At 62.5% G+C, this 20,855-nt stretch carries 24 protein-coding genes; 13 read left to right on the top strand and 11 right to left on the bottom strand.

What is annotated here, in order from left to right; translation table 11 throughout:
* Positions 1 to 101: 101 nt before the first annotated feature.
* Genes HFP57_RS07135 through HFP57_RS07100 form a run of 8 tightly spaced genes read left to right on the top strand, consistent with a single transcriptional unit; the run spans position 102 to position 5,985 of the window.
* Complete coding sequence (locus HFP57_RS07135; RefSeq protein ID WP_176869139.1) at positions 102 to 1,109, top strand: SPFH domain-containing protein; 1,008 nt, start codon at positions 102 to 104, stop codon at positions 1,107 to 1,109.
* A 28-nt stretch (positions 1,110 to 1,137) separates the two neighbouring features.
* The gene (locus HFP57_RS07130; RefSeq protein WP_176869138.1) at positions 1,138 to 1,812 is read left to right on the top strand and encodes a DUF4178 domain-containing protein; all 675 of its coding nucleotides are present in this window, start codon (positions 1,138 to 1,140) and stop codon (positions 1,810 to 1,812) included.
* Complete coding sequence (locus HFP57_RS07125; protein ID WP_176869137.1) at positions 1,802 to 3,172, top strand: DUF4178 domain-containing protein; 1,371 nt, start codon at positions 1,802 to 1,804, stop codon at positions 3,170 to 3,172. Before HFP57_RS07130 ends, HFP57_RS07125 begins: the two co-directional genes overlap by 11 nt.
* 24 nt (positions 3,173 to 3,196) lie before the next feature.
* Positions 3,197 to 3,358, top strand: a complete 162-nt coding sequence (locus tag HFP57_RS07120) for a hypothetical protein (RefSeq protein ID WP_176869136.1) — start codon at positions 3,197 to 3,199, stop codon at positions 3,356 to 3,358.
* A gap of 37 nt (positions 3,359 to 3,395) precedes the next feature.
* Entirely contained in the window at positions 3,396 to 3,611 is a 216-nt protein-coding gene (locus HFP57_RS07115; protein ID WP_176869135.1) for a DUF350 domain-containing protein, read from the top strand.
* The gene (locus tag HFP57_RS07110; protein ID WP_176869134.1) at positions 3,604 to 5,148 is read left to right on the top strand and encodes a polyamine aminopropyltransferase; all 1,545 of its coding nucleotides are present in this window, start codon (positions 3,604 to 3,606) and stop codon (positions 5,146 to 5,148) included. Before HFP57_RS07115 ends, HFP57_RS07110 begins: the two co-directional genes overlap by 8 nt.
* Positions 5,138 to 5,521 carry an adenosylmethionine decarboxylase gene (gene speD, locus HFP57_RS07105; protein ID WP_176869133.1) on the top strand — a complete coding sequence of 128 codons (384 nt, stop codon included), beginning with the start codon at positions 5,138 to 5,140 and terminating at the stop codon, positions 5,519 to 5,521. Before HFP57_RS07110 ends, speD begins: the two co-directional genes overlap by 11 nt.
* 14 nt (positions 5,522 to 5,535) lie before the next feature.
* Positions 5,536 to 5,985 (top strand): DUF1330 domain-containing protein, encoded by a 450-nt coding sequence (locus HFP57_RS07100; RefSeq protein ID WP_176869132.1) that lies wholly within the window; start codon positions 5,536 to 5,538, stop codon positions 5,983 to 5,985.
* 26 nt (positions 5,986 to 6,011) lie between these two features.
* On the opposite strand, the gene HFP57_RS07095 is transcribed toward HFP57_RS07100, so the two are convergent.
* The gene (locus HFP57_RS07095; RefSeq protein ID WP_176869131.1) at positions 6,012 to 6,785 is read right to left on the bottom strand and encodes a sulfotransferase family protein; all 774 of its coding nucleotides are present in this window, start codon (positions 6,783 to 6,785) and stop codon (positions 6,012 to 6,014) included.
* A 149-nt stretch (positions 6,786 to 6,934) separates the two neighbouring features.
* Here HFP57_RS07095 and HFP57_RS07090 point away from each other — a divergent pair, with 149 nt between their 5' ends.
* The 3 genes from HFP57_RS07090 to HFP57_RS07080 all read left to right on the top strand — a co-directional run bounded on the left by HFP57_RS07090 (position 6,935) and on the right by HFP57_RS07080 (position 9,397).
* Positions 6,935 to 7,690 (top strand): glycosyltransferase family protein, encoded by a 756-nt coding sequence (locus HFP57_RS07090; protein WP_176869130.1) that lies wholly within the window; start codon positions 6,935 to 6,937, stop codon positions 7,688 to 7,690.
* Positions 7,691 to 7,727: 37 nt separating this feature from the next.
* Positions 7,728 to 8,435 carry a sulfotransferase gene (locus tag HFP57_RS07085; RefSeq protein WP_176869129.1) on the top strand — a complete coding sequence of 236 codons (708 nt, stop codon included), beginning with the start codon at positions 7,728 to 7,730 and terminating at the stop codon, positions 8,433 to 8,435.
* 104 nt (positions 8,436 to 8,539) lie between these two features.
* Positions 8,540 to 9,397, top strand: coding sequence for a cupin domain-containing protein (locus HFP57_RS07080; protein ID WP_176869128.1), 858 nt, complete (start codon positions 8,540 to 8,542; stop codon positions 9,395 to 9,397).
* A gap of 28 nt (positions 9,398 to 9,425) precedes the next feature.
* Here the strand turns inward: HFP57_RS07080 and HFP57_RS07075 are convergent, their stop codons facing one another.
* From HFP57_RS07075 to HFP57_RS07030, 10 genes are all read right to left on the bottom strand, one after another.
* Positions 9,426 to 9,671 carry an HP1242/YdcH family protein gene (locus HFP57_RS07075; protein ID WP_176869127.1) on the bottom strand — a complete coding sequence of 82 codons (246 nt, stop codon included), beginning with the start codon at positions 9,669 to 9,671 and terminating at the stop codon, positions 9,426 to 9,428.
* 106 nt (positions 9,672 to 9,777) lie between these two features.
* Complete coding sequence (locus HFP57_RS07070) at positions 9,778 to 10,788, bottom strand: M14 family metallopeptidase (RefSeq protein WP_176869126.1); 1,011 nt, start codon at positions 10,786 to 10,788, stop codon at positions 9,778 to 9,780.
* Complete coding sequence (locus HFP57_RS07065; RefSeq protein ID WP_176869125.1) at positions 10,785 to 12,215, bottom strand: glutamate-cysteine ligase family protein; 1,431 nt, start codon at positions 12,213 to 12,215, stop codon at positions 10,785 to 10,787. Before HFP57_RS07065 ends, HFP57_RS07070 begins: the two co-directional genes overlap by 4 nt.
* 200 nt (positions 12,216 to 12,415) lie before the next feature.
* A complete protein-coding gene (locus HFP57_RS07060) occupies positions 12,416 to 13,147 on the bottom strand; it encodes a VIT1/CCC1 transporter family protein (RefSeq protein WP_176869124.1) in 732 nt (243 codons plus the stop codon).
* A 20-nt stretch (positions 13,148 to 13,167) separates the two neighbouring features.
* Complete coding sequence (locus HFP57_RS07055; protein WP_176869123.1) at positions 13,168 to 14,937, bottom strand: SulP family inorganic anion transporter; 1,770 nt, start codon at positions 14,935 to 14,937, stop codon at positions 13,168 to 13,170.
* A gap of 20 nt (positions 14,938 to 14,957) precedes the next feature.
* The gene (locus HFP57_RS07050) at positions 14,958 to 16,277 is read right to left on the bottom strand and encodes an NAD(P)/FAD-dependent oxidoreductase (protein ID WP_176869122.1); all 1,320 of its coding nucleotides are present in this window, start codon (positions 16,275 to 16,277) and stop codon (positions 14,958 to 14,960) included.
* Between the two features lie 4 nt (positions 16,278 to 16,281).
* Positions 16,282 to 16,722 (bottom strand): DUF6691 family protein, encoded by a 441-nt coding sequence (locus HFP57_RS07045; protein WP_425500733.1) that lies wholly within the window; start codon positions 16,720 to 16,722, stop codon positions 16,282 to 16,284.
* Positions 16,723 to 16,727: 5 nt separating this feature from the next.
* Positions 16,728 to 17,165 (bottom strand): YeeE/YedE family protein, encoded by a 438-nt coding sequence (locus HFP57_RS07040; protein WP_176869121.1) that lies wholly within the window; start codon positions 17,163 to 17,165, stop codon positions 16,728 to 16,730.
* Positions 17,166 to 17,167: 2 nt separating this feature from the next.
* Positions 17,168 to 18,079 carry an MBL fold metallo-hydrolase gene (locus HFP57_RS07035; protein WP_176871189.1) on the bottom strand — a complete coding sequence of 304 codons (912 nt, stop codon included), beginning with the start codon at positions 18,077 to 18,079 and terminating at the stop codon, positions 17,168 to 17,170.
* A 288-nt stretch (positions 18,080 to 18,367) separates the two neighbouring features.
* Complete coding sequence (locus HFP57_RS07030) at positions 18,368 to 18,832, bottom strand: Hsp20/alpha crystallin family protein (RefSeq protein ID WP_176869120.1); 465 nt, start codon at positions 18,830 to 18,832, stop codon at positions 18,368 to 18,370.
* Between the two features lie 223 nt (positions 18,833 to 19,055).
* Between HFP57_RS07030 and HFP57_RS07025 the strand changes: the two genes are divergently transcribed.
* Both HFP57_RS07025 and HFP57_RS07020 read left to right on the top strand, forming a co-directional pair.
* Entirely contained in the window at positions 19,056 to 20,189 is a 1,134-nt protein-coding gene (locus tag HFP57_RS07025) for a sensor histidine kinase (RefSeq protein WP_176869119.1), read from the top strand.
* 2 nt (positions 20,190 to 20,191) lie between these two features.
* A complete protein-coding gene (locus tag HFP57_RS07020; RefSeq protein ID WP_176869118.1) occupies positions 20,192 to 20,803 on the top strand; it encodes a response regulator transcription factor in 612 nt (203 codons plus the stop codon).
* Positions 20,804 to 20,855: the final 52 nt, after the last annotated feature.

Here is a 20,855-nt window from a genome sequence, read left to right as displayed (position 1 = left end):
TCCGCCCCCTAAAAATTCGCGTGTTGCCACCCTATATCAGTAACATGGTTGGCGCGTGCGCGCGGCAACGCTAATGTCCGCACGGAAAAGGGAGTGATGCGATGGGCCTCAGGGATTTCATTTCGAAACAATTTGTCGATGTCATCGAGTGGGAGGAGGAGCCCGGCGAACTCGCCGAAAAGATCGATTTCGCCGACAATGAGATCCAGAACGGCGCCCAGCTCACGGTGCGCGAGACGCAGGCCGCTGTGGTCATCGACGAAGGCGTTCTCGCCGATATGTACGGACCTGGGCTGCACACGCTCGACACGTCGAGCATGCCGATCCTCACCAACCTGCGAAACTGGGACAAGGCGTTCAAATCGCCGTTCAAGACGGACGTCTATTTCTTCTCGCAGAAGGAGCAGGTGAACCTGAAATGGGGTACGGCGCAGCCGGTCACCATTCGCGATCCCGAGCTCGGCCCGATCCGCCTGCGCGCATTCGGCACCTATTCGTTCCGGATCAAGGATATCGCGCCCTTCTATGCCGCGCTGGTCGGGACGCTCGACCGGGTCACGGTCGGTTCGATCGAACCGCAATTGCGCGCCGCGATCATGACGGCGCTCGCGACGGGCCTCGGCAGCGGGGACGTACCGTTCATCGATCTCGCGGCGAGCCAGCAGAAGCTTTCCGAAGCGCTGAAGGAAGCCGTGGGACCGGCGTTCGAGCAATATGGCCTCGAAGTACCGACCTTCTTCGTCGAAAGCGTTTCGCTGCCCGAAGCCGTGCAGAAGCATCTCGACAAGAAAAGCTCGATGCGCGTACTGGGCGATCTCGATCAATATGCGAAATTCCAGGCCGCCGAGGCGATCGAAAAGGCCGCCGAACAGGAAGGCGGCATGGCCGGTCTCGGCGCTGGCGCGGGTGCGGGCATGGCGATCGGCCAGACCATGGCCGGCGCGCTGGCTCAACAGCCAGCCGCCGCGCCGGCGGCCCCGGCTGCGCCCGCGGCTCCAGCAGCCGATCCGTTCGAACAGATCGAGAAGCTGCACAAGCTTCACGAGATGGGCGCAATCAGCAAGGAAGAATTCGAGGCCAAAAAAGCCGATCTGCTGAGCCAGGTCTAGGCGCGACGAGGGGGAATCAGGCGAGGCGATGCAGTCCGAAAACTGCCCCAACTGCGGTGCGGAAGTGATCTTCCGCTCGCCCGCGCTGCCCGCCCGCATCTGCGACTATTGCCACAGTACGGTGAAGCGCATCGCCGACGGCGTCGAGCTGGCCGGCGAAGTCGCTGTGCTGCCGTTCGATGTGAGCCCGATCCAGATCGGCACGCGCGGCGAATATGGCGGCAAGCATTTCGATGTCATCGGTCGCATTCGTCTGGCCTATGACCAGGGGGCGTGGAACGACTGGCTCTGCCTGTTTTCGGACATGACGCATGGCTGGCTCAGCGAGTCCGACGGCCAGTTCCAGATGGTTATCGAGCGACCGCTCAAGGAAATCCGCTCCAAGCTGATCCGGGGACTGGCGAAGGGTAAGAAGGCCCGGATCGGCGATCGCACGCAGATCGACGGTTCCGAGTTCGTCGTCGCCGATGCGCGTATGGCGACCTGTGTGGCGGCGGAGGGCGAACTGCCCTTCGCGCCGTCGACGGGTTGGGAAGTCTTCAATGTCGATCTTCGCGATGCCGACGGATTCTCGGCGAATTTCGAGCTGGAGGAAGACGAGGACCCGGCCTTCTATATGGGGCACTATGTGACGCTGGCCGAACTCAACCCCAAAAATCTGCGCGCTATCCATGGCTGGAAGATGCCCGATTATGCCGCCTGAGGACGATCGGCCCAACCCCTGGGGCGAACCGGCCCCGGAAGCAGCGGCAGGGCCGACGGCCGAGCGCATCGTCGTGCCGTCCGAAAGCGACAGCGCGCCCGCCGCCGAACAGTTCAACTGTCCCAATTGCGGCGGCACGGTGGAGATCAAGGCAGCCGGCTATTCGGTCAGCATCGCCTGCCAATATTGCGGGTCCACGCTGGATGTCAGTAATCCCGATGTCAGTATAATCCAGCGTTACGAAGGCGAAGTCCGTAAGCTCGAACTGCCGCTTGGCAGCAGGGGCATGATGCGTGGCACCGAATGGGAAGTGATCGGCTATCAGCGCCGTTCGGAGAACGGTCAATATCCGTGGGACGAATATCTGCTGTTCAATCCGTACGAGGGCTACGCGTTTCTGGACACCGACGGACGCGGCTGGAGCCTGGGGCGGCAGCTCACCGCGGCGCCCGAAAAGAAGACGCTGGTCGGCTTCGAGGTCGATGGCGAATTCTACGAGCCCTTCTATGCCCAGACCCGCGCGCAGGTCGATTATGTGCTCGGCGAGTTCTACTGGCGCGTGAAGGTCGGCGACGAGGCGCTGACGGCCGATTTCGTCCGGCCCGGCAAGATGCTAAGCTGGGAACGAACGCGCAACGAGACGGTCTGGACGCTGTCCGAACTGCTCGAACCGCACGAGATTACCGACGCCTTCGGCATCGATCCGCCCAAGGGCGGAGGTTTGCCGCTGCCTCATCAGCCATCGCCCTATCGCCAAAAGGCCGGGCAATTCATGAAACTGGCGGTGGCGGTGGCTGTCGCCCTGCTTGTCATCACATTCCTGTTCGGGGGAACCAGCGATCCGCAAACGACGCGAATCAATCTCGCGACCAACGGCGTCGAGCAGACCGCCAAGGTCGGGCCGATCGTCCTGGATCGCCCGCGCCAGGCGGTCACGGTTTCGGCCCAGGCGCCGGGGATCGAGAATAGTTGGATCGATCTCACCTATACGCTGACCAATCGCGATACGGGCGAGATATTCGAGGCGAACAATGTCGTCGAACGCTATTCGGGTCGGGATGCGGAGGGCAACTGGTCCGAGGGGAGCAGCTATTCGACCAGCAAATTCTCGATGATTCCGGCAGGAACTTATGAGCTCAACGTGTTCGCGGCGGGAAGCCGCTGGACACAAAGCCAGTTCGGCAGCAGCAGCAACGCGCAGGTCGACGTGACGATCGAGAAGGGCGCGACCTTCTACTCGAACCTCTTCCTTGCGTTGCTGGTCGTGTTCGCCCCGGCGCTCTGGCAATGGTTCAAGCATCTGAGCTTTGAATCGCGCCGGAAGTCGGACAGCGATTTCGCGGGAGGTGACGATGATTGAGGCCATGATGTTCGGAGAGAGACCATGAATCGCGGGGTTTTCATTTTCGGATTGTGGTGCCTGCTCGTGACATCGGGTTTCGCCTATGCCTCGTTCAGCGGCTATTCGCCTTTCGCCGATGGTCAACGCGCGAGCGGCGTCGGACCGGGCGGCGTCTTTATCGGCCGCGGGCCGCGGCACAAATGATTTTGAGCGCAAGAGAGATTATCAGGGAGAGCCAGTCATGAACCTATTCAGCTTTTATCTAGTGGGCGCGACGCTGCTCTACGCGGGCGTCGGCATCTTCGTCATGGTCGTCGCCTTCGTCATTCTCGACCTGCTGACCCCGGGCAGCCTCTGGGAAGAGATCGAGAAGAAGCAGAATGTCGCGGTAGCCATATTCGCCGGCGCCATCGCGCTGGGCCTGTCGATCATCGTGGCGGCCGCGATCGTTGGCTGACACGGCCGCGCCCGAGCCCCGGTCCGGGGGCCATGCAGGGCCGCTCGCCTATGCCCTGATCGCGTCGGTCTTCGTCGTCGCGATCTGCGGGCTCGTCTATCAGCTGCTCGCCAGCACCATTGCCAGCTATCTGCTCGGCGACAGCGTTACCCAGTTTTCCACGATCATCGGTGTCTATCTGTTCGCGATGGGGATCGGCAGCTGGTTCTCACGCTATGTGAAGAAGGATGAGCTAAGGCTCTTCATTCGTGCCGAAATCCTGATCGCGCTGATCGGCGGTTGGGCAGCGGCGATCCTCTTTATGCTCTTCCCGGTCGTCGATGAGTTCCGCGTCGCTCTTTATGCGCTGGTTCTCGTCATCGGCTTTCTCGTCGGTCTCGAAATCCCGCTGCTGATGCAGATCCTGCGCGAGGATTTCGACTTCCGAGAGACCGTCTCGACCGTCCTGACCTTCGACTATGTCGGCGCGCTTGCCGCGTCGCTGCTTTTCCCGCTGATCCTGATGCCGTTCATCGGGATGATCCGCACCGGCTTCCTGTTCGGGCTGCTCAATGTCGTGGTCGCGATCGCGTTGATCGCCATCCAGCCCAGGAGCAGGCGCCTGCCGGTCGAGATGCTGGCCGGGTCGCTGGTCGCTGCGTCGCTCGTCATCGGCTTTCTCGGCGCCGAACGGTTCCAGCGGCTGGCCGAGACCGCGAGTATCGACGAGCCGATTATCCATGCGACCTCGACGCCGTTCCAGCGCATCGTGCTGACCCGGCGGGGCGACAATGTCTCGCTGTTCCTGAACGGCAATCTGCAATTTTCTTCGCTCGACGAATATCGTTATCATGAGGCGCTGGTGCTCCCCAATCTTGGCCGTGTGGAAAACCCGCGCAATGTGCTGATCCTCGGCGGCGGCGACGGGCTCGCGGCGCGCGAAGTGCTCCGCCATCCCGAGGTCGAGCGCGTCACCCTGGTCGATCTCGATCCGGCGATGACGCGATTGTTTCGCGATACGCCGTTGCTCGCCCGGCTCAATGACGGTTCGCTCAGCGATTCCCGGATGACGGTGATCAACGCGGACGGTTTCCGCTGGGTCCGCGAGGATGATGGACTGTACGATGCGATCGTCATCGACTTTCCCGATCCCACCGATTTCTCGCTCGGCAAGCTATACACAACAAGCTTCTACCGCGCGCTTCGCAACCGGCTGGCGCCGGGCGGGATGGTTTCGGTGCAGAGCGGCTCGCCCTATGTCGCGCCGCGCGCCTTCTGGACGATCGCCGCGACGCTGGAGGCGGCCGGTTTCGAGACACGGCCCTATCATGCCTATGTTCCGAGCTTCGGCGAATGGGGTTTCATCCTCGCCTCGCCGGCCGGCGTGCCGGAAGACGCCGAGATCCTGCCGGGCGGCCGTTTCGTGACCGCCGATTCCGAACCCGCCCTGTTCGAATTCCCGCCGGATATGGCGCCCGTCGCGGCCGAGCCGAACCGGCTCGACAATCAGCTCCTCGTGCGCACCTTCGCCGACGAATGGCGGCGCTATGACGGTTAGGCCGCCCTTACCCTATGACGGCCGCCATGTGCTGGCGGACTTTCATGGCTGCGCAGCGCCGCTCGACGATATCGGGCTTGTCGAACGCGCGCTGCGCGATGCGGCGCAGACGGCCGGCGCGACGATCCTCGATCTCAATCTCCATCATTTCGGCCAGGGGCAGGGGGTGACGGGCGTCGCCCTGCTCGCGGAATCGCATCTGTCGATCCACACCTGGCCCGAACATGATTACGCCGCGCTCGACCTGTTCCTGTGCGGCCGGCGCCACGATATCGATGCGGCGCTGCGGGTGCTGGCGGACGCCTTCGCGCCGGCGGACATCGCCAGACGGACGATCGCGCGTGGCTACGGCGTTGCCGCGCTCGTCGACTGAGGAAGGAGACCGGTATGGAAGTCCTGAACGAGGTAACGCCGACCGATCCGGATCGTATCAAGGGGTTGATGGAGCCGGGGCCGGAGGGGCCCATATTCATGGTCAATCTGCTCAAGTTCAAGGACAGGGCCGAATATGCGGACGGCCGCGAAACCGATCTTACAGGCCGCGAAGCCTATGCGATCTACGGCAAGGCAGTCGCCGAACTCCTTCCGAAATTCGGAGGGAAGCCGGTATTTTTAGGCGATGTCACCTTCCTGTCGCTCGGCCAGGTCGAGGAGCTGTGGGACGAGATCGCCATCGCTTCCTATCCGTCTCGCGCCGACATGGTCCGCATGTCGATGTCGCCCGAATGGCAGGAGATCAGCGTCCACAGAACGGCCGGCCTCAAAGGCCAGCTGAATATCGAGACCGTCGTCCCGCCAAGCTTGGCCGGCAGTGAATGGGCGGTAAGGGCGGAATAGCCGGGTATCGCCGGACAGGGAGCGGATCAGACTGACACGCCCGTCCGCCAGGCTGACAGGTCGAGTCCGGTCAGGGCCTCGGTTTTTTCTATATCGTCCCGATAGAGCGTGCGCAGATACTCGATTTCGGCAGGATCCGGCGCACCGGCGGGGGCGCTCATTTGCTGCGGCCGGATCGTCCGGTTTTCGGGATAATCGGCGAACGGCGCGATATCGAGAAAGCGGCAAATCATATCCAGAAAGGCCGGCAAGTCGGCGCGCATTGCGTCATGCGTTGTCACGAGTAGCTGGTCCTTCGGAAAATGGTCGTGCAGGCGGGCGATCTGTTCGCCGTAAAACCCCCGTTCGACATAGCTGAAACGCCGCAGGCTTTTGTCGTTGATCAACGTCCTGTGACGTCCGGTCCGCACCGCATCGGCTAAATTCAACCACTCGTTGCCGCGCTGACTCTCCATCTGCCAGTGCGAAAAAGCCCGGTCTGCCGGGTCCCGCAGGCACATGATCAGTCGCATTTGGGGATTGTACCGCGCGATGCGTTCGGGCGATCGCGGCCAGAACGCATAGGCTGGCGTCGCTTCGCCTGCATATTGCCCAGGCTGCTTGCCGGCGAACATGGCCTCGTAGCGCGAATAGTCGGGCGACGCCCAGTCTATAAGATGATCCCGGTCGAAGAAATGCAATTCCTTGGCCTTGCGGTGCAGGAAAAGCCGGGGATGCGAGCGCAGAAACTGGTATAGCGCCGTCGTTCCGGCTTTTTGTACGCCGACGACGAGAAAATCGACTTTCGGCACGTCAGTCATTGCCGCGCGAGCGCAGCACATTGCGGGTCGCGCGCTTCGCCATTCCGCCCCGGACCCTTTCCCAATCGGTCCCCGGTTTGGCGGAAAGACTGCCGGATTTTGCGGAGGCGCGGATTGCGTCGGGCATGGAGATCGTCGATAGACAGCGCGTGCCTATCTGTGAAGACACCGGCGGCGGGCCGCATGCCTTTATTCTGAGCTGGGAACGGCCGATCTATCTGTGGGCATGCCTGGACAGCTTCTATCGGGGGACCCGGTCGCCCTGCCGGTTCGTCCTCGCCGATAACGCCTCCGGCGATCCGCTGGTGCGCAATGTGATCGACGGTTTCGATCGGCGCGGCATGTTCGAAGCCGTCCATTTCTGCTCTGAAAATCACCCGCGGCGTTTCGAGAAGCTCATCGAGCGCTATTGGGACGAGATCGACGAGTTTTTCGTCTTCATCGAGGGCGATACGGCGGTCGTGGAAACCGAACGATGCTGGCTGGAAACGATCCTGTCTCACATGCGCGCTGATCCCGAAATCGGTTCGATCGGATCCCGTGTCTACCAGCCCGATTTCGTCGATATGGAACAGGCGCGGAAACTCTGCCCCGATATGAGCGAGGAGGACCTGACCTTCCTCATCAAGGCACGGGCGCCGATGCGCCGGTACGTCCATGTCGACGATCCGCTGATTTCGCCGCATTGTCCGCCCCTGCGGTTGCTCGTCATGCGGAAAAAGGCATTTGCCGAGATCGGATTCGACCGCGATACGGCGATGCACAAGGCGTTGAGGGCGAAGGGTTGGCAGTCGCTCATCTCGACCGAGGTCGCCCATCGGCATCTCTCCTTGCTGAATATATACGATTATCCCGACTATGACCGGGAGCATCGCGAAAAATTCTTCGCGCTCCATGCCGGCTGACGATGCGCGAGCCGAAGGGAACGGCAAGGGGAGACGCATGACCGGTCGTGTCATCCTCATCCTCGGCATGCACCGAAGCGGCACCAGCGCGCTCGCCGGCACACTGCAATCGGCCGGGCTTTTCCTAGGCGATGTGATCGAGGCATCGCCGCACAACCGGAAGGGCAATCGCGAAAACAAGAAAGTCATGTTGCTCAATGAGGAGATTCTCACATCGAACGGAGGTGCCTGGCACCGCCCGCCGCCGCGGATGGAGTGGCAGGCGGATCATCGGGCCCGGCGTGACGCAATCATAGCCGACTATCGGGGCAGAAGCCCTTGGGGGCTCAAGGATCCCCGCTTATTGCTGCTGCTCGACGGTTGGCGTGCTGCGCTTCCCGACGCCGAATTCGTGGGAACCGTTCGCAGCCCTGTCGCCGTCGCCCGGTCGTTGCTGAAGCGCAATCCGGAGTTTGGCACTTCGGGCGCGTTCGTCGATCTCTGGCATCACTACAACGAACGGCTGTTCGCGCTCTGGCGGCGCGAACGGTTTCCGTTGGTCGATTTCGATACGGACTCCGATCGCTATCTCGATCGCCTGGCCGCGATCTGCGAACGGCTCGGGCTCGATCCTGCGCGGTCGGATGAGCGGTTCTTCGAAGCGTCGCTCAGGACGGCGCAACGGAACGGCACGGGCGCCGAGTTGGTGATACCCGATCGAACCCGACGCCTTTACCGGGACCTGAAAGAGGCCGCTTCGGACTGATCCGGCACGCCAGGCTCGGGAGAGGCCGTTGAGATAGATCAAAGCAGCGGCCGGCGGCGGATCTATGGATTGTCCGTCTTGCAATGCCATCGGGAGGGCGTTCCATGCTGACGCGCGATCATATCGAATTCGTCCAGGCCCAGATGCTGCCCTGGCGGCGGATCGGCGCGGGGCTCGCCAGGCCGGACGCCGAATACAAGATGTTGAGCCGGGATCCCGCCGATGGCGCCTGTACGGCGCTGATACGCTATCCGGCGGGCTGGTCGCGCGAAGGGCCCGAGCATATCGCCGCGAGCGAAGAATTCTACGTGCTCGAAGGCGCACTGCATATGGACGATCATGTCTATCCGGCCGATAGTTATGCCTATCTGCCGGCCGGGTGGACGCGCCGCTCGATGAGCGCGCCGGACGGCTGCGCCCTGCTGGCCTTTTACGATCGCGAACCGACGCTGATGCCCGACAAGGGCGAACTGGCCGAAGAGGATGCATCCCGCGCCATTCCACATATCGATGCGGCCGCGATGGAGTGGGACATGACCCTGAACGATCCCAATCTTCGGCATCTGGGCATTTCGCGCAAGAATCTGCGCACCGATCCCGTTACCGGCGAGCGCACCTTCCTGTCGCTCATCCTGCCGCAAAGCGCACCGCCGACCGGGGAAGGACCGCAGGAAATGCATCCGGTGGTGGAAGAGGCGTATCTGATCGCCGGGTCGCTGACCGGCCCGTTCGGTACCATGTATCCCGGCGCCTATTTCTGGCGGCCGCCGGGCATTGCTCACGGCCCATTCGGCGCGCGCTGGGGATGCGTGTCCCTGATCCGCTTCGTCGGTGGACGGCATGTCAATCAATGGACGGACGAGCAGGCGCCTTTCCGGTACGATGCGCCCTATGCGCCGGTCCTTCCCGACAAACTGGCGTATCTGGCCGATACCGAATGGGCGCCGCCGGCCGCATACTGATCGGCGGTCTGCGGCAATTGGCCGATGGCTACCGGGCGGTTTCGAATATCATCGCCGCGATCTCGTCTTTCAACTCGAGCCGCTGTTTGCGCAGCACCGTGGTGCGCTCGTCGGTTCCCGGCTCGACACCGCTTTCGATCCGGTGAATCTCGCGGTTGATCGTGTGGTATTCGTCGGCCAGCTTCGCGAAATGGGCATTGCCGACCTTGAGGTCGTGAAGCCGATCGACATGGTCCGGAAATTCCTCCGCCAGTTCGTGCGGTACATGTGACATAGTCTCTTATCTCCTCAGCCTGTTGCGTATTCGACCATGCGACCGAAACCCGGTCGGTTCGACGACTGTAGCGCGATCGATGCCGGGAATTTTGATCCAGGACAAATCAGAGCGGCGCCATCAGATATCCGAGACAATCCTGACGGATGACGCTCTCGTCGCTTGTAATCATCGCGGGCGTCGCAGCGCGTTTGAGAGATATCCGCCCGCCGTCGGCGACAAAAAACTGATCGGTCAGGTCATCCCCATGTTCGCCGATCACGCGCAACGCGCGCGCCGGCTCACGGGCCGTCGCCCAATAGGTTCCGGCTTCGAGGTCCGAAAAATTCATTGCCTCGAGATCCGGTCGCAACGCCAGGTCGGCGCCGCTGTCGCCGAACGCAATGCTGCTGGCCGGATCGACGACGACCGAGCCGACCGTCTGGTAGAGCCGGACAGCCTCGTCCGGCGGCGCATGGTCGGGAAAATGCTCGAGAGCTGCAACATGGTCGATCAGCCACAGCGCTTTCGCGATACCCGCTTCATCGCCGCTTTTCCCGCATTCGATCGTGACCGCCGGACAGAATTGCGAAAAGGCGACGGACTGGGTTGTCGACGGATTCCGGTAGAAAACGCCGACCGGGGCGAACGCTGCCGCCAGGTGCAGGTCGGCGGGCCGGAGCGCGTTGACGCAGCCATAATAGGGATTGGTGCCGGTATTGTTGTGAATGTCGATGCTTGCGAACGGATCCTGTTCGCGGGCGGCCTCGGCGACCTGGCGCACGAGATGGTGAAACGGGCTGTCTCCGTCCGCCCAGATACGATTGAAATCGTGCTGGTCGGGAAGGTAGCGGGCGTCCGCCGCCATCGCCCGAACGTTGCCGACGAAAATCATCAGGCTTCTCGGCGGCGGCGTCGCACCATATTTGCGGGCAAGTTCGCGAAGGACGAAAAAGCTCGTCGTCTCGTTGCCATGGAGAACCGTCGACACGAACAGCGGATCTTCGCGCTCGCCGGGAATCATGATCAGCGCCGGATTTGGGAGAACCGTTGCAATCTCCCGTGGTCCGATATCGGTGAGGCCGGCCGGAAACTGGTTCAGGCGATCGAGCCGGATCACCGCATCTTGCTGGGTCATAGGGGCCAGCTATGGACGGGCGTACCGCCGCCTTGCAATTCGGCATAGCGTTCGGTCAGCGCCTGGAAGTTCCGGCCATTCCCGGAATAATAACGGCGCTGCCATTCCGCGCCGATGAGGCCGGACGCTATGCGCGCCTGCAAGATTTCGTCGAAATAATAGTCGAGATCGGCCGTATCCACGCCTTCCCGGGCGAGCGCGCGCTTGGCGTCGGGCAGCAGCTTTTCGAGCAGCAGGGCCCGGACATCATGGGTCTTTCCGGCCCAGCATATCCGCGCATTCAGCCCGTCCCTGGCGCAGGCGTAGAAATTCGCGCGGCAATCCTCGAACCCGGTTTCCGTTTCCGGCGGCGTTTCCGCACGGCCGAGATCGATCATCAGGCCGAAGCACAGCATGAGATTGGCGATCGTGTCGGCGATCGTGGGCCCGGATGGCATGACCCGATGTTCGATCCGCAGATGCGGCGTGCCGGCGCCGTCGAACCCGATGATCGGCCTGACCCAGCGCCATATCGTGCCGTTCTGGAGGCGCAGATTGCGAAAGCGATCGCCGTCCTCGCTGACGATGGGAAGCAGCGTCGGATAGCTCAGATTTTCGAGAAAAAGCTCGATAAATGATTGCCGCAGATAGCCCATGCCCAACGTGACCCGCAGAACCTGCCGGCCATGGAGATCCAGAAAGCCATGAACCTTCGTCGCCTGTTCGAACGCCGGAATCCGGGTCTCGGCCCATAGCGACTTGCCATAGAGGAATGGAGAGTTCGCCGTCGCGGCGATCAACGGCGCAGCCGCGACGAGCGATGCATTGTAGAACCGGACGGCGTCGTCCTGGTTGATCTGGAGATGAGCCTGGAGCGAGGTGCAGGCCGCCTCCAGCATGATATGATCGCAACGGTAATCGAGTTCGTCCTGGCCGCTGATCTCGATATGAAACGGCTCCTCCTGGCGGGCGCGGAACAGCTCGTCGTTGAGCGCCTTGTACCGGTTGAGATCGGACATCCAGGCCGGCTGGAGCATCTCGTCGCGCACGGTCGGCAGGATACCGATCGCCAATGGCTGCTGCCGCAGGGTCTCCGCCGCATGCGTGCAGCGCCGCCATAAGCTGTCGAGATCGTTGCGCATCGTGGCGAAGCATCGGTCCGTCAGACCGTGGGGATCGGCATTGAGTTCGAAATTGAACTTCGAAAGTTCATGGACGACATGCGGGTCGTTCGCCGTGGCGATGAATTCGTTGCTGCTCGGCGTGGGGAGGAAATTCTCGTCGACCAACCAGGCTTCGAGCTCGAGGCCCGTCGTGAACGTATCGGACCGTTCGAACCGTTTTTCCTCGAACCAGCGCTTCAGCGTCTTCGTCTCGTTTCGGAGCCGTGCCCGGAACTCTGCATGGTCGTTTTGCTCGAACCGCGATCGTGCAATATCCTGGCCCAATTTTCGCGTCCCCTAGAAACGGTACATCCGATGCCCGCGGGCGCGACCTCGTATCACCGAAATCGGGCGCCCGCGCGGAGAGACGGATGCACGAAGCCTCTCCGATTGTCTCCGTATCGCGAAATACTGCTAACCAGTTTGATGTGCGTCAAATGTGCCGACAGGCTTGGGAGTGCGCCAACCACCGTCAATATCGCAGTTCAGACGCTGACATCCCAGATCGTGCGCAACAGATAGCCGGTGGCATAGGCTAGGGCTGCCGCAGTGCCACCGATGAACAGCGTTTCCAGACCCGATCGCCACCAGGCGGTAAGCGCCCAGCGGCTCTTGGCGGCGCCGATCGCGAAAAAGACGATGGCGGTCATGACGATCGACACGGTGAGTGCATTCGCGTCACCGGCGAGAAAGGGCAGCAAAGGAACGGCGCCGCAGATCGCAAAGGCCGAAAAGGTAGCGAGACCAGAGCGCAGCGGGGACGGATTGGTCGCGGCGAGGCCATATTCCTCGGTCACCATGAAGTCGATCCATCGCTGCCGATCGGCGGTCACCGACTGAACGGCCTGGTCGAGCGTCGATTCCGATAGCCCGTTACGCGCCAGGATCTGCCGGACCTCTTCGCGCTCGCCGTCCGGATCGACGCGGATGTGCCGGGCTTCGATCTCGCGGACCCGCTCGACATTGTCGATGACCGTCTTGGTCCCGCTGTAATTGCTGGCCGCCATCGAAAACCCGTCCGCCAGCAGGTTGGCGAGACCGAGAATGAGGATGATATTGGCGGAGAGCGCTGCCCCGACCACGCCGGCGACGATCGCAAAGGTGGTGATCGCCCCGTCGATACCGCCATAGACGAAATCGCGGACATAAGAGGGTTTCGAGCCGTCCGCCAGGCGCGCCGAGATCGCCGCCGGATCGTGGCTGTGTTCGAGTTTCATCGCGCCCCTCCCGAACACCGCTATATCAGGCCGCGCGGCCCGTAGGGATCCAATTCGGGTTTCCGAATATCGGCGCTCCCGGTGCGCTTCGCCAGTTCGGCGAACGCCCGGTTCTGCGACAGGAAAATGTCGCCTGTCAGCGTATCGAGAAAGTGGGAGGCCTGGAGACGATCCATCACGGGCCCCTTCACCTCGGACAGGTGAAATTCGACATTCGCGTCCGCCAGCCGGTGATTGATCGCCTCCAGGCTTTCGAGTGCCGACGCATCGATCTCGTTAACCGCCGAGCACATCAGCACGAGATGCTTGAGTTCGGGATGGTCGGCCACCTGTTCGAGCACATATTCCTCGAGCCAGCGCGCGTTGAGATAGGTGAGGCTTTCATCCACCCGGATCATCAGCACATGCGGAAGGATAATGACGGTATGCCGTTCGACATTGCGAAAATGCTCGGTATTCGGAACCCGGCCGATGACCGCCGCATGCGGCCGCGACGAGCGCCACAGAAAGAGGGCCAGGCTGAGCGCAACCCCGGCGATCACGCCGGTCTCGACGCCCAACAGCAAGGTCCCCGCGATCGTGATCGCCATCGCTGCGAAATCGGCCTTGGAATAGCGCCACGTGACGAGAGGCGTCCGAAGGTCGACGAGGCTCAGCACGGCGACGATGATCGTCGCCGCCAGCGTCGCGACAGGCAGCGTCTGGAGCAGCGGGGTCAGCATCAGCGCCGCAACGGCTATGCCGACCGCCGTGAAGGCGCCAGCCGCCGGCGTTTCCGCGCCGGCATCGAAATTGACGACCGAGCGAGCAAATCCGCCGGTCACCGGATAGCCGCCCGAAAAGCCGGCCGCGATATTGGCGGCGCCGAGGCCGACAAGCTCCTGATCGGGCGCAATGCGTTGCCGGCGTTTGGCGGCGAGCGTTTGGGCGATCGAAACCGATTCCACGAACCCGATGATGCTGATCAGCAGGGCCGGGATGGCGAGCTCCAGCCAGAGCTCGGCATCGAAAAGCGGCGCGCCGATCGGCGGCAATCCAGAGGGAATGACGCCGACCGTGCTGACGCCCCTTTCTTCCAGCCCGAGCAGGATGACGGCGACTATGGTTGCGACGACGGCGAAGACCGGTCCGGCCTTGGCCAGCAGATCAGCCGGGCGCGGCGCCAGCCCGATCCGGATCAGCAGCGGCTTGAGGCCCTTCCTGACCCAAAAGAGAAAGAGCAGCGACGCGACGCCGATCGCCAGGGTCGGTCCGTTGATATCGGCGATATTGGCCCAGAGCCCGGAGAGCAGCTCGGGCATGGCGTGCCCGCTCGCCTCGATGCCGAGTATGTGCTTCAATTGGCTGGTCGCGATGATGATGCCGCTTGCGGTGATGAAGCCCGATACCACGGGGTGCGACAGCAGGTTTGCGAGAAAACCGAGCCGCATGAGGCCCATCACGAGCAATATGAGTCCCGACAGAGTGGCGAGGATCAGCGCGGCGGCGATATAGTCGGCCGATCCCGCCGCAGCGACCGTTCCAGCGGCCGCCGCGGTCATCAACGAGACGACGGCGACCGGGCCGACGGCCAAGGTCCGGCTCGTCCCGAACAGCGCATAGGCGATGAGCGGCAGGATGGATGCGTAGAGCCCCACGACCGGTGGCAGCCCGGCCAGCATCGCATAGGCGAGGCTTTGCGGGATCAGCATTATGGTGACGATGATCGCCGCCACCAGATCGCTGGTCAGCGTCGAGCCCGTATAGTGCCGGCCCCAGTCGAGGATCGGAAAATAGCGGGACAATCGCATCAGGCGGGCGGAGTTCCTGTTCAACCGGTTACGGATTGGGTTTGGGCGGTATCCGTCTGCGGCGGCTCCATTGCGCCCGGCAGGATTTTCGGTCCGGCCAGCCATTCATGCCCGCGCAGCATTCCGTTCCAATAGACCCAGGGAAGCAGCGACGCCTTAAGATGCCAGGCGAGCCGGGACGGGCGGGTCGGATCGATCAGCCAATGCGGGAAGGTCGGCTGCAACTCGCCGCCATAGCCGAATTCGGCGAGCACAATCTTGCCGCGCTCCACCGTCAGCGGGCAGGAGCCATAGCCGTCATAGGCGGCGTGACGGCCCGTCCCGCTGAGCATAGCGAGGATGTTCCAGGCGACGACCGGAGCCTGTTTGCGGACCGCCGCGGCGGTTTTGGCGTTGGGCGCCGAGCAGACATCGCCCAATGCAAAGACGTTGCCGTAACGCGGATGGCGGAGCGTTTCGTCGTCGACCTCGACGAACCCGTTTTCCGCCGCAAGCGGGCTGTCGGCGATGAAATCCGGCGCTACTTGGGGCGGCGTTACATGCAGCATATCGAAATCGCGGGTGACCTCGCCATCGGCTCCGGCGAACGTCGCGCGTTGGGTCGCGCTGTCCACGGCGATCAGGCGCGATTCCAGCCGCAGCTCGATACCGTATTTGTCGACATAGCTCTGCAGCGCGGGGACATAGTCGGCGACCCCGAACAGGGCGGGTGTGCTCGTGTGAAAGGCGACATCGATCTTCGGCAGCCGTCCCCAGTGCCGCCAATGGTCGCACGCCAGATACATCACCTTTTGCGGGGCGCCTGCGCATTTGATCGGCATCGGCGGCTGGCTGAACAGCGCGACGCCTTCCTCGAGGGACTGGACCAGTTGCCAAGTATAGGGCGCGGTTTCGAATGTGTAGTTGGAGGTGACGCAGCTCCTGCCGAGCGCGTCGGGGAGGCCGTCGATCTGCTCCCAGTCGAGCTTGATGCCGGCCGCGACGATCAGCACGCCGTAGGAGAGCTGCGTTCCGTCCTCGAGAAGGATCGCATCGCGGTCCGGCGCGAATTGCGCCACGCGGGCGCGGATCCAGCGGACGCCTTTCGGGATGACGCTCGCCATCGGCCGGTGCGTCTGACTGCGATCGAAGATGCCGCCGCCGACCATGGTCCAGCCGGGCTGGTAATAATGCGTTTCGCGCGGCTCGACGATGGTGATCGACAGGCTCTCGTCGCGCTGCAGCAGGGAGGCGGCGACCGCTATCCCGGCCGATCCGCCGCCGACGATCAATATGTCATGGCGTTGTGTCGCGGAATTGCCGGCACGGGCGGGACGGGGCGAGAGATCCTTGGCGTCCATGGCTTCACCCCTTTTCAGTGGCCAGCGTTTCTACAAATGCCGGTCGGCTCAGGCTGCGATAGACCATCATCCCGACGATCATCGCCACGACGAAGATCAGCGCTTCGGACGGCCGGAGCGCGAGGCCGGCAATGGCGGGACCCGGGCACAGACCGGCAATGCCCCACCCGACGCCGAACAGCAGCGATCCGCTAACCAGCTTGCCGTCGATCTTCGCCGTAGAAGGGACATTGAATTCCGAGGATGCCAAAGGGGATAGAAGACGGCGCTGAATCTGCCAGGCAATCGCCATGGGCAGGATCGCGCCGGCCATGACGAAGGCGAGGGTCGGGTCCCAGCGACCGAACAGGTCGAGGAAATCGCGCACCCGGGTCGGATCGGCCATGCCCGATATCGCCAGCCCCGCGCCGAACAGCGCGCCCGATCCGAGCGCCAGGATCGCCATGCGGATCACCAGCCCAGTCCCAGGCCGTTCATGATGGCCACCGTGGCGAAACCCGCACCCATGAAGCACAGCGTTGCAACCACCGAGCGTTTCGAGAGGCGGGACAGCCCGCACACGCCATGGCCGCTCGTGCAGCCGCTGCCGAGGCGCGTACCGAACCCGACGACGAGCCCGCCGACGATCAGGATGACGGCGGATTCGGGATAGCGCGTCTCGACCGGCCCGGAGAGCAGCGAAACGATGAATGCGCCGAGCGGCAGGCCGACGGTGAACATTCCCGCCAGCACCAGCGGTGGCCCGCTGTCCGAGATCCGCATCATCCGCGCCAACAACCCGCTGACCCCGGCGATCCGCCCCAGTCCGAGCAGCATGACTGCGGCTGCCACGCCGATCATCAGGCCGCCGATCAGGCCTTGAACGGGCATGGCATAGTCGGGAATCATCGTCAGACCGCGTCCAGCGGGATTTTGAGATAGCGCGTGCCGTTATCTTCGGGTTCGGGGAAATGCCCGCCGCGCATGTTGACCTGTATCGAGGGCAGGATCAGCGTCGGCATGGCGAGCGTCGCGTCCCGCGCCGTACGCATGGCGACGAATTCTTCTTCCGACACGCCGTTGTGCACGTGGATGTTATGGTCGCGCTCGTCGGCGACCGTTGTTTCCCAGGCGAATTGGTCGCGGCCCGGCGCCTTGTAATCGTGGCATAGAAACAATCGGGTTTCGGCCGGTAGCGACAGGAGTCGCCGGATCGAACGGTAGAGTGTAGGCGCGTCGCCGCCCGGAAAATCGGCGCGCGCCGTGCCGTAATCGGGCATGAACAGCGTGTCGCCGATAAAGGCCGCATCGCCGATAACATAGGCTAGGTCGGCCGGCGTATGGCCGGGTACGTGCATCACGACACCCTGGATCTCGCCGAGCTGGATGCGGTTGCCATCGTCGAACAACCGGTCGAATTGCGATCCGTCCTGCGCGAAATCGGGACCGGTGTTGAACAGCGCGCCAAACACATTCTGGACCGTCAGGATCTCGCGGCCGATCGCGATCGCTCCGCCAAGCTTTTCCTGGAGATAGGGCGCTGCGGACAGGTGGTCGGCATGGGCATGGGTTTCGAGCAGCCATTCGATCTCGAGATCCTGATCCTTCACATAGGCGATGATTTCGTCCGCCGAGGCGTGCGAAGTACGACCCGACGGCGCGTCATAATCGAGTACCGAGTCGATGATCGCGGCCTTCATCGTCGTGGGATCGTGGATGACATAGCTGGCAGTGAAGGTGGGCTCGTCGAAGAAGCAGCGGACGGACGGCCGGGCCTTCTCATCCTCACCGGCGGCTTCGACGATCGACCGGGCCTTTTGCAATACTGTGTCGTCTTGCTGCTTTTCAACGGTTGCGGTGGTCAATCGGGCCTCCTGGTTACAATGATGCGCGGCCAATTCTGCCGGGCAATTCAGATCTATACGCCTGTCAGTTGAGTGCGGCCATAGTGGCTGGCCGATGATGCTGCGTCATTGATCCGCGTCAACTTTCGAAAGCCGGAAAAAGGGGACGGCAGCCGGGCGCATCCGGGTCGCTTGATGCGCAGGGATCGGCTGCCGTCGCCCATCGGGGTTCCCGCCACGCAAAGGGTATGGCGGTGCCCGATCTCGTTATCCGATTTCGACCTTGCGCGAATCCGGTTCGGCGTTAGCCGCCTTGGGCAGGGTCACCTTGAGTACGCCGTCGTTGAATTCCGCCGATACCTGGTCGGGATCGACCTGGGTCGGCAATCGCATGGCGCGCTGGAAGGTGCCGAAACGGCGTTCGACCATCTGATAATCGTCTTCCTTCTCTTCGCGCGTACTTTTCTTCTCCGCGCGTAGCGTCACACTGTCCTCGGTCACGCGAAGATCGACTTCGTCCCTGGTCACGCCGGGCATCTCGGCGGTCAGTTCGAAGCCGGTATCGGTTTCCTTGAGGTCGATTTTCGGCTTCATCGAAAGGTCGTCGGACGCAAACGACAGGCCGCCGAAATCGTCGAACAGCCGGTCGACCTGGTCCTGCAATCTGCGGAACGGATGTAGCTGGAGACCATGGCGGCCTCGCAAAGCGGGAACGGGCGATCCATCGGTCATGTTGAGCCTCCTTCGAATGGTCGTGTCGGTCGGATTTGACACGTCGGCGCTTCCCGGGGCCGAGGTTCGCAAGTCCGACCGGACAATCCATATTCGCTCCGCGCCGCGATTCGCGAATTGATCGGGGTCAACCGCGCAAACGATGATCCAGCCAAACGGGATCGTGCAGATCGCTTGCGTGGGATCCGCCCGTCATGCGATGTGCAGCTCCTGGGAGTCAGTAATGAATGCACCCAAACAACCGGATACGGAGCTTGCCCGGCGGGACCTGCTGCTGAACGCGCTTTTGTCTATGTCGCCGGACATGATCGTGACGATCGACCGGCACGGCATCATCCAGTCGATCGGCGCCGTCGCTTCGACGATGTTCGGTTATTCGGGCGACGAATTGATCGGTGCAAATGTGAACGTCATGATGCCCTCGCCACATCATGACCGCCATGATGCCTATATCGCCCGCTATGTGAAAACACACGAGCCGCATATCATCGGTGTCGGCCGAAGAGTCGAAGCCCGGCGCAAGGACGGCTCGCTCTTTCCCGTATTTCTGAGAGTTGCCGAAGTCTGGGACGGTGGGGAGCCTTTGTTCGTGGGGTTGCTGCACGACCTGACCGAGGAAGAACGGGCGAAGGTACGCGAAGAGGAAATGCGAACGGCGATGCAGCATATGGCACGCGTCGCATCCATGGGCGAGCTGGCGACTGGGCTGGCGCACGAGATCAACCAGCCGCTTGCGGCCATCAACCAGTATCTGAGTGCCGCCAGCCACCAGCTTTCGGAGAAAGATCCCGACATTGCGTCCGCGCAGGAGTTTATCGAAAAGGCGAACCGGCAGACCGAACGCACCGGCGATATCATACGGTCGCTCAGACGGTTCGTCCGCTTCACGGGCGGTGAGAAGACGCGTTGCGAGCTTGAACCATTGATCCGCGAAGCCGTCGATCTCTCGCTCCTGGAAAGCGAAAAGAAGCGGATCGCCATCGAACTGGATATCCCCGAAGATCTTCCGGCGGTCCGCGTGGAACCGGTGCAGATCCAGCAGGTGCTGCACAATCTCCTGCGCAACGCCGTGGAAGCGCTGGGCAATGCCGAAGTGCCGCTTATCCGGATATCCGCCAAGCCGCACCGGGATACGCATGTCCAGATATGCGTCGAGGATACCGGCACCGGCATCGATCCCAAGCTGCGCGACGACCTTTTCGACCGGTTCGTCAGCGGCAATAGCGACGGGCTGGGCATAGGCCTTGCCATCTGCCGGTCGATCGTCACCGCGCATGGCGGCACGATCTGGGCCGAGGACCGCCAGGCGAACGGTGCCCGTCTCTGTTTCGCCATTCCCGCTTCGACCGAGGATTAGGGATGGCCGCGATTATTCTCGTCGACGACGATCCGGCGATCCTCGATGCACTCGGCGGCCGGCTCAAGCTGGCCGGTTATGCGATCGAAACGCATGACGATGCGGAGACATTCATTGCCGATGCGGATCTGCGCAAAGCGGATTGCGTCCTGCTCGATATCCGGATGCCCAAGCATGACGGCATGGATCTCCTGGAACAGCTCCAGCGCCGCGACCCGGCCTTGCCGGTCATCATGATGACGGGGCATGGCGATGTCGATCTTGCAGTTTCGGCGATCCAGAAAGGCGCGGCCGATTTCCTCGAAAAGCCGTTTCTTGATGCCCGACTGATGGAAGCCGTGGAAAAGGCCGTTGCTCAACGCGAAGCCGGGCGCGCGAAATCGACCGAACGCGCGGAACTCGCCGCCCGGATGGATACGCTGACGCCACGTGAGAAGGATGTCTTCCGCGAGTTGGTGACCGGCCAGCCGAACAAGGTCATCGCTTATAATCTGGGGTGCAGCCCGAGGACCGTGGAGATACATCGCGCGCGGGTGATGACGAAGATGGAGGCGAAAAACCTGGCCGATATCGTTCGCATGGCGATGCGGCTCGGCATCCACAACGGCGCATAGCGCATTATCCGTACTCTGAGGGGCGGATTTCGGCGCGCCATAGGTATAAGCC

It is taken from the genome of Parasphingopyxis algicola (assembly GCF_013378075.1).
Taxonomy (GTDB): Bacteria; Pseudomonadota; Alphaproteobacteria; order Sphingomonadales; family Sphingomonadaceae; genus Parasphingopyxis; species Parasphingopyxis algicola.
Note: the sequence above shows the minus strand (reverse complement) of the source record. Positions and strands in the feature narration are given on the sequence as shown.

Bases quoted from the DNA above. Each gene is read 5' to 3' on its own strand.
- speD (WP_176869133.1), top strand. From the start codon at position 5,138: ATGACGGTTAGGCCGCCCTTACCCTATGACGGCCGCCATGTGCTGGCG.
- HFP57_RS07080 (WP_176869128.1), top strand. From the start codon at position 8,540: ATGCTGACGCGCGATCATATCGAATTCGTCCAGGCCCAGATGCTGCCC.
- HFP57_RS07030 (WP_176869120.1), bottom strand. From the start codon at position 18,832: ATGACCGATGGATCGCCCGTTCCCGCTTTGCGAGGCCGCCATGGTCTC.
- HFP57_RS07135 (WP_176869139.1), top strand. From the start codon at position 102: ATGGGCCTCAGGGATTTCATTTCGAAACAATTTGTCGATGTCATCGAG.
- HFP57_RS07130 (WP_176869138.1), top strand. From the start codon at position 1,138: ATGCAGTCCGAAAACTGCCCCAACTGCGGTGCGGAAGTGATCTTCCGC.
- HFP57_RS07055 (WP_176869123.1), bottom strand. From the start codon at position 14,937: ATGCGATTGTCCCGCTATTTTCCGATCCTCGACTGGGGCCGGCACTAT.
- HFP57_RS07070 (WP_176869126.1), bottom strand. From the start codon at position 10,788: ATGACCCAGCAAGATGCGGTGATCCGGCTCGATCGCCTGAACCAGTTT.
- HFP57_RS07085 (WP_176869129.1), top strand. From the start codon at position 7,728: ATGACCGGTCGTGTCATCCTCATCCTCGGCATGCACCGAAGCGGCACC.
- HFP57_RS07040 (WP_176869121.1), bottom strand. From the start codon at position 17,165: ATGATTCCCGACTATGCCATGCCCGTTCAAGGCCTGATCGGCGGCCTG.
- HFP57_RS07125 (WP_176869137.1), top strand. From the start codon at position 1,802: ATGCCGCCTGAGGACGATCGGCCCAACCCCTGGGGCGAACCGGCCCCG.
- HFP57_RS07060 (WP_176869124.1), bottom strand. From the start codon at position 13,147: ATGAAACTCGAACACAGCCACGATCCGGCGGCGATCTCGGCGCGCCTG.
- HFP57_RS07075 (WP_176869127.1), bottom strand. From the start codon at position 9,671: ATGTCACATGTACCGCACGAACTGGCGGAGGAATTTCCGGACCATGTC.
- HFP57_RS07025 (WP_176869119.1), top strand. From the start codon at position 19,056: ATGAATGCACCCAAACAACCGGATACGGAGCTTGCCCGGCGGGACCTG.
- HFP57_RS07115 (WP_176869135.1), top strand. From the start codon at position 3,396: ATGAACCTATTCAGCTTTTATCTAGTGGGCGCGACGCTGCTCTACGCG.
- HFP57_RS07120 (WP_176869136.1), top strand. From the start codon at position 3,197: ATGAATCGCGGGGTTTTCATTTTCGGATTGTGGTGCCTGCTCGTGACA.
- HFP57_RS07095 (WP_176869131.1), bottom strand. From the start codon at position 6,785: ATGACTGACGTGCCGAAAGTCGATTTTCTCGTCGTCGGCGTACAAAAA.
- HFP57_RS07100 (WP_176869132.1), top strand. From the start codon at position 5,536: ATGGAAGTCCTGAACGAGGTAACGCCGACCGATCCGGATCGTATCAAG.
- HFP57_RS07050 (WP_176869122.1), bottom strand. From the start codon at position 16,277: ATGGACGCCAAGGATCTCTCGCCCCGTCCCGCCCGTGCCGGCAATTCC.
- HFP57_RS07045 (WP_425500733.1), bottom strand. From the start codon at position 16,722: ATGGCGATCCTGGCGCTCGGATCGGGCGCGCTGTTCGGCGCGGGGCTG.
- HFP57_RS07020 (WP_176869118.1), top strand. From the start codon at position 20,192: ATGGCCGCGATTATTCTCGTCGACGACGATCCGGCGATCCTCGATGCA.